This window comes from Nodularia sp. UHCC 0506, assembly GCF_034931045.1.
Taxonomy (GTDB): Bacteria; Cyanobacteriota; Cyanobacteriia; order Cyanobacteriales; family Nostocaceae; genus Nodularia.
This window is the reverse complement of record NZ_JAYGHH010000064.1, coordinates 12553-21950: the sequence shown is the minus strand read 5'-3', so window position 1 is coordinate 21950 and position 9398 is coordinate 12553. Positions and strand designations below refer to the sequence as shown.

At 36.5% G+C, this 9398-nt stretch carries 8 protein-coding genes; all 8 read right to left on the bottom strand.

What is annotated here, in order from left to right:
* Positions 1-264 precede the first annotated feature (264 nt).
* Positions 265-1239 carry an aldo/keto reductase gene (locus VB654_RS23090; protein WP_323216164.1) on the bottom strand — a complete coding sequence of 325 codons (975 nt, stop codon included), beginning with the start codon at positions 1237-1239 and terminating at the stop codon, positions 265-267.
* Position 1240: 1 nt separating this feature from the next.
* Positions 1241-2137, bottom strand: a complete 897-nt coding sequence (locus VB654_RS23085) for a phytanoyl-CoA dioxygenase family protein (protein ID WP_323216163.1) — start codon at positions 2135-2137, stop codon at positions 1241-1243.
* 351 nt (positions 2138-2488) lie between these two features.
* Positions 2489-3658 carry a glycosyltransferase gene (locus VB654_RS23080; RefSeq protein WP_323216162.1) on the bottom strand — a complete coding sequence of 390 codons (1170 nt, stop codon included), beginning with the start codon at positions 3656-3658 and terminating at the stop codon, positions 2489-2491.
* Positions 3659-3666: 8 nt separating this feature from the next.
* On the bottom strand, positions 3667-4815 hold the full coding sequence (locus VB654_RS23075) for a glycosyltransferase (RefSeq protein WP_323216161.1): 1149 nt from the start codon (positions 4813-4815) through the stop codon (positions 3667-3669).
* Complete coding sequence (locus tag VB654_RS23070) at positions 4808-6145, bottom strand: O-antigen polymerase (protein ID WP_323216160.1); 1338 nt, start codon at positions 6143-6145, stop codon at positions 4808-4810. The genes VB654_RS23075 and VB654_RS23070 overlap by 8 nt, the downstream gene beginning before the upstream one ends.
* Positions 6146-6334: 189 nt before the next feature.
* Positions 6335-7561 (bottom strand): glycosyltransferase family 4 protein, encoded by a 1227-nt coding sequence (locus VB654_RS23065; protein ID WP_323216159.1) that lies wholly within the window; start codon positions 7559-7561, stop codon positions 6335-6337.
* A gap of 382 nt (positions 7562-7943) precedes the next feature.
* Positions 7944-8483: a hypothetical protein gene (locus VB654_RS23060; RefSeq protein WP_323216158.1), complete on the bottom strand. Its 540-nt coding sequence runs from the start codon at positions 8481-8483 to the stop codon at positions 7944-7946.
* Between the two features lie 27 nt (positions 8484-8510).
* On the bottom strand, positions 8511-9398 hold an 888-nt coding region (locus VB654_RS23055), incomplete at its 5' end, for a glycosyltransferase (RefSeq protein ID WP_323216157.1).

The window sequence follows — 9398 nt, the reverse complement described above, 5'->3', positions numbered from 1 at the left end:
TATTACTCAAACTGCCATTACCGCAGCCAATATCTAATATCCGCAGTTTTGAATTATTTTCTCTTTGCAAAGATAATTTAGATATCATCCCTAGCAACGGTTGGACGAGATAGAAATGATGATGCGCTGAGTTACTATCTAGATAAGAATATTCATATTTTTTATCGCTTGACATCATGGTATGCTATTTCACCCCTGGTTGTATTTTTTGAGTTTAATACAAGTTACTTTTAAATACAATTTTTATATTCAGAATATTCAAATTTAAGAAATAATTATCTTATTAAAAACCAACAGTTTTTCAAAGAATTTAAATTGTTCCTTAGTAATTTTCCTTTCTTGATTTGCTTGCTGATTTTTCTGAATATGATCAGCATTAAACATACTAATTACAATTGCATAGGGTGAATAAACAGTTTGAAAATATGATAATAAAATTTCATACATATCTTCGTGGCAATTAATTTTTCTCCCGAAGATTGATTCCACTTCAGGACATAAGTTTTTAGCCATAATCTGTTCAAACATAAATGGAATAGTTGGCGAAATTCTAAAGGGAGAATGCATCACAATCTTGATATTTTTATCAGCTAAAGTCTTCAAATGGATCTGATTATGCTGACCAATAGATCCGCAAGCAATTTGCAGTAAATCCGGCTTAATATTTTTAGAAACAAAGAAATTATCTAGTAATTCTAGAGATGCATAAGTAGCAAATCCATAATTTCTGATCTTCCCAGATTTTTTTTGTGCTTCTAAAAATTCAATCACCTCTAAAATTTCATTGGATTCATTTTCAAAGTTATAACCGTGAAACAATATATTATCAATATAATCAGTACGCAGAGCTTTTAAGCTGGTATCTAAGCTGCTAATAGCATTTTGAACTGTAAAGTCTATTTTGGGTGCAACCTGACTAGCAGCAGATTTGACTATGGTTTGAGTTTGGGGAACACGACTCACAAAACTTCTAGCTAATGTCTTAGCTATTCTGATAAATTTATTGTTACGTGGAGTCTGTCCAAACTTAGTTGTGATTTCTACTGTTTCTCTAGATATTTTTTCCTGAATTAAGAATTTTCCTAAAAGTGCTTCCGCCTCACCCCAACCATAAGAACGGGCTATATCAAAATAGCTAATACCCGCTTCGTATGCTACTTTTAAAGCATAAAGACTATCTTGTTTACCAACTTTTCCTAATATAGAAGCACAACCAAAACCCAATTGAGTTTCTAACATATTAAAAATACCTCAGTTGTAACAATAATCGATCCTTTTCAATGGGCGGTAAAGCTTTATGGAAGCAAGAAGCATCTTCAAGAAAGCATTTACCTGCTTTTCCTTCAATTGTGATAATGTCATTTTGAGAGTAATTTTGAGTAATTAACTCTTCAGGCACACGCGCACTGCGTAAAAGCATAGACATCTTTTTATTCACATGACTTCCTTTCACTAACATATGTGCGCCACTTTTCTCATCTACATTAGTGAGGTAGAAAGAAATATAGAAGAAGTTGAATCCATGTATATCGTAATGGTAATCAATAGTTTGAAACTGTCTGCGTCTTTCTTCTAGAGATAAATTATCTGCAAAACTCCACCATAATTTGACATCACAGTTAGTGGGAAAGTAACCCAGATATTGGGATGCAATCTGTAATAAGTAACTATCATATCTAAGTTGGTATACCTCTTTTATTTCTAGAGGTTTGCCTACTTCAGCTGTGGCAATTTTATGATGTGGCTTTATTTTATCTTGATATTCACTGTATTGAAAAGATAAACCATTAGCAGATACAATCAGATTTTTAGTCTTAGCTGCTGATACTATAGATGTAACTGATTGTTGATTTAGCTCAAGTCCAGCATAGTATGAGTCATGACGAATATGACTAGATATTTCTTCTATATCAATATGAGAATTATTTAATATTTGGGTATCAAAATTTAAACTTGTGTCAATTTTATTTTTGCTGAAAAACAACTGCTTAATTCTTTTGAATTTAGAATAATACAGTCTGCATAAATAAAATCTGCCAAAAATATATCCAATCTTACCAGTTAATATCTTCCTGATAATAACGCGATAATCTAATTTAGGGTTATCAGATGTATATGCTAATTTAGCCTGAATCACGACTTGAAATATCCTCTATCTTGTTCACTTTTGAGGAGATGCACACAAAGGATTTAAACTCACATAGGAGCTTGAAAGGTAGTTTTATCCATAAATGTGGAGCATAGCCCGAAAATGTGGAGAACTAGCTTTGATTCTAGGATTAAATTAACTAGTTTTAAAAGAGTGTTGTTAAAGTCTCAATTCATACTAGTTATCGCGATGGTGAGTATTAAATTAAATTGAGGGCATGATTAATAATAACATCTTGTCAATTTTCAATTCTAACTCTTCTACTTCATATCTTCTTTCTTCTTGATCATGTTGTTTATCCTTGCATCTACCCAACTGTTCACGGATTACGAATCAAACTTATTTCTCTAGTGAAATTAGGTCTTGATAGACTGAAATCATTTTTGAGGCGATACTATCCCATGTATAATTATCTAGAATAAATTGACGAGCGCGATCGCCTGTTGCTTTTGCTTGGATAGGATCTTGCAAAAATTTTATTAAGGCATTGGCTATTTGGTCAGCATCAATATCAACTATACTAGCAGCACTAGCCGTCCCAGCTTCCGGAAAATTACAGCCAGTAGTGATGACACAGGGTAAACCAGTAGCCATCCCTTCTAATACTGACATACTAAAACCTTCAGAATAAGAAGGCGCAACATAGATGTTAGCTGCTGCTAAACTTGCATATTTTATATCACCTTTAAGCATTCCTGTAAAGGTGACACCATCCCTACACCCTGCTTCAATAAAGTAGCTTTCCGTCGTGGGCAAAAATCCTGTATTATCAGGACCAGCAACAATCAAGTGAGTTTCGGGAAATTTTTCATATACTTGAGCAAAAGCAGGGGCTAATAAATCTAATCCTTTTTTGGGATCAATACGTCCTAAAAATATAATTAATATTTTATTGCGAGTTTCAGGAAACTGTTGATAAAAAATATCTGAGCTAGGAAGAGATGCAAAATCTATACTATGAATGCCATTAGGCACGAAAACTAACGAAGTTTTTAAGCCAAGAGTCTTTATGTGTCTGGCTTCAGTAGAAGCTGTCATTTGCATAGCATTGGCTGTTTGGAGTGCAGGCTTTTCCACAAGAGTAAAGTATAGTTTTTTCTTCCAAGCTTTATAAGCCAATGCCCACGGTTCCATCATGCCGTGAGGAGTGGCAATATATGGAATTTTACGAAATTTGCAAGCCCAATGAGCAGCTAGAACTGGATAAGAAAAGATAGCATTAGTATGTACAATATTATAGTTAGTTACATTTTTAAATAACCATTTTGTCATCGAGCCAGTGAATTTGTAATCTAACAAATTTAAATAGGGAAAATACTGAATCCGATAATATTTTTTTATTGTCCATTGATTTAAAGGCACATCTAAATCTGTAGCACCATTTGCATTAGTAGCGATAATATCAACACTAATACCTAATTTAGCGATTGACTCTGCTAACTCCAGAACAATTTTGGTCGGGCCACCATAGACATTTCCCAATGCAGGGATAACCATTAAAACCTTCATATTTATATTTAATGCTGTGTTGAAGCGTATTCAACTGATTGAATTAATTGTTGGGCGAAGTAGTCAGGAGAAAAGTTTTGAATATGTTCTAATCCAGCTTGTCCCATTTTCTTTAAATTAATTTTTCCTGAACTCATTTTTACCATCAAATCAGTTAGCTGTTGAACATTTTCGGGGTCAAATCCAAAACCGTTAACTCCCTCAATGATTAAATCTTCATAGCAGCCACAGCGATGAGAAACCAATACTGGCAAACCTGCTGCCATTGCCTCATTTATGACTAATCCCCATTGTTCTTGAATACTGGCATGAATAAAACAGCTAGCATGGGCGAAGTAAGGTAACAGTTGCTCCTGTTGGAGAAAGCCAGGTAGATGAACGTAATCTTGAATTGCGTGATTGGCAATTTGTTTTTCTAGTTGTAAACGTAATTCACCATCACCACTGAGAACTAAATCCCAGGCATCACTGCCTATTATTTGACGATATTTAGCATAAGCTGAAAGTAAAAATGGTAAGTTTTTTTTCTTAACAAATCTATTAATAGCTAAAAAAAATGGTTTATCTAATGGACAAGATAAGCATTTAACATGATTAGGGCGAAAAACATCATTACCAACTACATCATAACCTAAAAAAATAGCATCTGAGGGCATTCCAAGTTTGACTAAATAACGTTTGTGTGGTTTTCCTCCTACTAAAGCAGCTTGATATTTTTGGACTAGCCATTGTTTGATTTTTTCTTTCCACCAAGAACGAGATTCATCATTCTCTGTAGTTTCGGATAACAGAATAGCAGGTTTATCATGCCAGAGACACCATAACAATGTCACAAGCATAGAAGGTCGGGCATAACCGGCAATTGCTACGGCATCTGGAGAAGTTTGATTTAAAACAGAGATTAATTTGCGAAATAAATGAATGCAGTTGACCTTTTCTAAGGGAATATCGTCAATCACAGAATGAATTTTTCCAGGAAATTTGTCAAGTTGTGTTTCCCAGGGATATTCTACTTCCGAACGGGCTAATTCAATGCCAAAAACATTACATCCTTTAGATTTACCAGACTGATAGACAGATGCAAGTCTAGCAATATGATAAGGACCATAATTAGCAAATAAGATGGCTATTTTTAGGTCATTGTGAGTATCATTCATGGTGCAAATAATAAGCCTGATTAGCAGTTTTAGGTATTCGGCGACGCTCAAGTTGTTCTAAATAGCGGACAATAAAATAGCCAAAAATCATCGGCCAAAGGACAAGCAGAGAAATATCCCTTCCTAAGTTTGGTGTCATTCCTAAACCTACTAAGAATAATGCTAGACGTAGAACTGATGCTCTTTGCTTCCATAGTCGCGCTAAAAAAGCAGCCCAAAGAGACATTAAAATACCGGGTGCTACTGGTCCGAACCAAGGGCCAAAATTCATGATTCCACGTCCAATAAATCCTGCTGCAATTGTTGCCTGAATTCCACTGCTGGGGTTTCGGAGAAGATTATATTCGTGTCCTAAAAGAGGTTTATTTGGCCAAATAAATCTAGGGATGACATTCAGGGCTTCAGCTAAGTAGTCTATCCCATATTGTAAAGTTAACTGCCCTTCTTCGTAAAATTTGTTGATATAAAATAATTCTTCAGCCATATTTAAACCAAGATGCTTAACATCGGAGTTTAAAGTAGCAGCGCCTTCAAAATAAGCATCAATACCCGTATTACGAAAATTAATTACGATTAACATTAAGTAGTTAATTACAGCAAATAATCCTGCTGAAATAATTGCTTTCATCCACCACTTATGACGAGAGGTCAAAAGATATGTCATATATGCAGGCATAGCTACAGCTATAAAAGCATTTCGTGTACCAGAAAGATAGAAAGAAGGCCAGCTGATAATAATCAGTATTAAATTGATAACCTTAGCCTGAAGTCTACGTTGGAAGAAAAGCAGCACCCCAAACATTGCACATATTAAGGTGTAAATATACCCAGCAGCAGAAACAATGAAGTCAGTTTGTCCTCCTATTGCACCACGACCCCAAAGTTTAGACGACCAGCGGCCACCTTGAGGAAATAAAGCTTGGAAGAAATTCCAGTCTAAGCGACTCACACCATAAATGAGTAGCAGTATCCACATCACTAGTAATATTTGCAATAGTCGATGAGGATTCAATGTAAACCAATTAAAGGCAGTGACTTTAGATGAATATTTTCCTATGGTACGGGTAAAGTTGGGAAGTAGGCAACGGAATACAACCAAAAAAATGCAGATTTGATAGTACCCTTGCTCTAAAATCAAATGATTGAATATGACTAAGCGTTCAGGAGTATAGAATACTTCTGTGAAGTACCACATCCCTGTGGTTAGATAAATCATCAAAGCAGGTATAGCCCAACTCCGATAGATTTTACTTGCTGCTTCTACAAATAAAAACAACAATAGTACAGCCGCAATGTAATAACTAAAAGGAATTTCGAGGTTTGGAGGCATGGTTAGAGTTTGATTAGATGTTCTGCAAGAGTTTTGAGTGTAAATTTGTTGGTGATTTGAGAGTTTCCTGCTCAGGTTACAAGAGTTCGTGGATAATCAAGACAAAACTGTAGTATATTAGCGATCGCTTCACTCGTTCCAGATATCGCTCTAGTATTTATTTCAGGAAATAACATCACCAAATAATGTTTATATGTTAGCTAAAATCTCTAATAATCTTTTTTTATAAGCATCTAGGGTAAATTCATTAGCTCTTTGTCGCGCATTTTTAGACATCTCAATGCGTAATTCTGGGTTAACAGCTAATAATTCTAACTTGTCTGAGATTGCGTCATGATTACGAATCGGAACAATAAAACCCTCTTTACCATCTCTGATTACACTCCCTGCATTGGGAGTACAAATTACAGGTAGTCCTGCTGCTAGTGCTTCATAGACCACTGTTGCTGAACCTTCACAAATAGAAGGAAGGAGAAAAACATCTGCCCAAGCATAATGATTAAGGATTTCTGAACGGGGAACAGTATCTGTTAGTTCAACATGAGAAGCTAGAACAGATTTCATTTCCGGCTGAATAGCTAAGGGACCAACCATGCGAAATGTCGCTAATCCTTGTAATTTTTGGGCAGCTGCTAAAACATAGGGCGATCCTTTTCGTAATCCTACTCCACCAATAGTTAAAACTCGCAAAAGTCCAGTATGGGGTAAATGTTCTGGAAGCAGGAAACGCGAATCAACTCCATAGGGAAGTATTTTGCACCGTTGTGCCGCCCCCCCACAGGCAATGATTCCCTCCCTGACAAATTCTGAGCCACAAAGGATAATATCGGCTGTTGACCATTCTTCTTTTTCCCTGGCTGATAATTCCAATAAAAAAGGGTCTTCTTCTAAAGGCGATTCCCAATCAGGGAAAGCTTGATATTCTTCATGTAATAACTGATACTCAATTGCTTTTGGGGCAATAGTTTGTTCTGTGACTGTGGTTAATCCCTGTTGCCGAGCGCTTTGCAATACTTCTAGCCCAGCCGTGTTAAAAGTATAGATGCCTGATGCCCGACAAAATCCTTGCTTGAGGATAAGTTGACAGAAGGTTTGACCAGCCCATAAAAATGCTTGAGTAGTTTCTGATGGCGATCGTGCTTGACGAAGTTTTCGAGCATATTCAAGACCGAAACTATTAAAAGCTGTGATGCTATCAGTAGGTATCCCTTCAGGTACTCGCCCCAGGAGTCGTTTGAGGCTAGACGGTTGTAGAGATTGGGGAATTGCGTGAATAAGCTTTGTCCAGCCTTTGACAGCACAAATATCTGTATATAAATGTTGAAGTAAACTAGCTTGATGTAGTATACGGGGAACAGCATAGTGCATTCTGGCCCCCAGTAAGGCTACCAACCATTTTTCTGAAGTTTCTTTCATTGAATTATTTATAACCAAAAACAGGCTGGCTCGCCATTTTGGGATTGATTGAGCTTGATGGCAGTTTAATCAAACTCAGAAGTGTTTATTGGCAGAGAAAAAACTACTAATAACTAACATGATTACTCTTGTATCTTTTGTAATTCACAAGTTGTGGCTTGCATAAAGTTTGAGTTTAGAAAATTATCACAGGAAGGCCAATTGAGTGAATAACAGACCTAAATTGATCTCTAATACTTAACTTTTGAGCCGAACCAATATTTTTTATATTCAGGTAGTTTTCACCATTGCTCATTTTTTATGTTGCTGTAATGCTATGGGAATTGCATATTTTTCTCTTGCTCCTATTTGGCAATAGATCCAATTAGACATTATATTAAAATCAAAGTAGCCAAGGAAAATAATTTAGCTGATAAGTTAGATTATGTGATCTTTCTCCAATTACTTTGGCGGGATTACCTGCAACAATCGAATAGGGAGAAACCGAACGTGAAACCACTGAACCAGCCCCCACTACAGCACCTTCTCCTATATTAACACCTGGTAAAATTATCACACGATATGCAATCCAGGCGCGATCGCCAATAATCACATCCCCACCTTGATCAGCAAAGTCTGGCGACTGAGGATTATGACCCAATGTGAGGATACTAGCTTCAGGACCAATAGAAACATCAGAACCCGTTTGAATTTTGTAATGGCGACCATCTAATAAACAGCCAAAATTAATCACATTGCGATCGCCTAAATATACTTTTCTCCCATTTAAAAATTTACATCCCATCTGGATAGCAGTACCAGTACCTACTTGTGCTAGATACGCTTTGAGATAGGCTGTGCGGATTTTACGAGATGGTAAACTACTAATAATTTGATTGTAGCTATAGCTGAGAATGCTACCCACAATAATTTTAGGGTTCATGATGTTTCACAATTTAAGCATAAGAATTCAACCTCCTCCTCCCCAAAATTGTTGACAAATAATTTCAGCATTTTTATCCCAAGAATTATCCTGTTCGTACTGTTCCCATTGAGGTGAATCAATCCCATTTAACCATTGCTGGATACCATCACGGATAGCTTGCCAATTATCTGGTTTTACAAATACTCCTAGTTTATATTTCTGAACCACTGTTTTTAAATTACCTTCTCCGGCGGAAGCAATACAAGGCCGTTGATAATTTACGGCAACATTGAGAACACTACTAGCAGATTTAAAATTGGCATTATATGTTAACAAAACGGCATCGCAAGCATTAAACAGATCACCAACTTGCTGTTCAGGTAGAAAATCAATTAGCCAACGACATCGTTTAGCGATGCCAAGACTCTGGGCTAAATTTTGATAATAAGTTACAGGTCGTTGCGTCGAAGCAGAAACTTTTCCTGCGATCACTAGATAAACATCGGGAAAGTTGGTGATCGCCTTTAATGCCAGATCCAGATTTTTGCCATCTCGAATATGGCCAAAAGACACTAGTATCTTGGCCTGTTGGGGAAGATTTAATTCTGCCCTAACTTTTTCTCGGCTATTCTGAGATTTGGGAAAATAATAAAGACCAATCGGGATAACGGTAGTGTGCAGTTGGGGCATTGGTTTTTCTGTATCTAGCTCGATAGCTTCATGAACAAAAGCTTCTTTTAGAAACGAGTACCCACAAGCAATTGACCACCGATGCCACCACAATGGACCAACAACATAATTTCTTACTGGGTCATGAACAACTGATCCAAAGGTTACACCCTCTTTTGCTAGTTTACGCAAGGGGTCAACCCAAAGAGGGGCTAAATATTCTGCATAAGAACCGAATAAAACATACTCAAAACCTTCGTTTTG

Coding starts and splice junctions, on each gene's coding strand:
- VB654_RS23060 (WP_323216158.1), bottom strand. CDS start 8,483: ATGAACCCTAAAATTATTGTGGGTAGCATTCTCAGCTATAGCTACAAT.
- VB654_RS23065 (WP_323216159.1), bottom strand. CDS start 7,561: ATGAAAGAAACTTCAGAAAAATGGTTGGTAGCCTTACTGGGGGCCAGA.
- VB654_RS23090 (WP_323216164.1), bottom strand. CDS start 1,239: ATGTTAGAAACTCAATTGGGTTTTGGTTGTGCTTCTATATTAGGAAAA.
- VB654_RS23075 (WP_323216161.1), bottom strand. CDS start 4,815: ATGAATGATACTCACAATGACCTAAAAATAGCCATCTTATTTGCTAAT.
- VB654_RS23080 (WP_323216162.1), bottom strand. CDS start 3,658: ATGAAGGTTTTAATGGTTATCCCTGCATTGGGAAATGTCTATGGTGGC.
- VB654_RS23070 (WP_323216160.1), bottom strand. CDS start 6,145: ATGCCTCCAAACCTCGAAATTCCTTTTAGTTATTACATTGCGGCTGTA.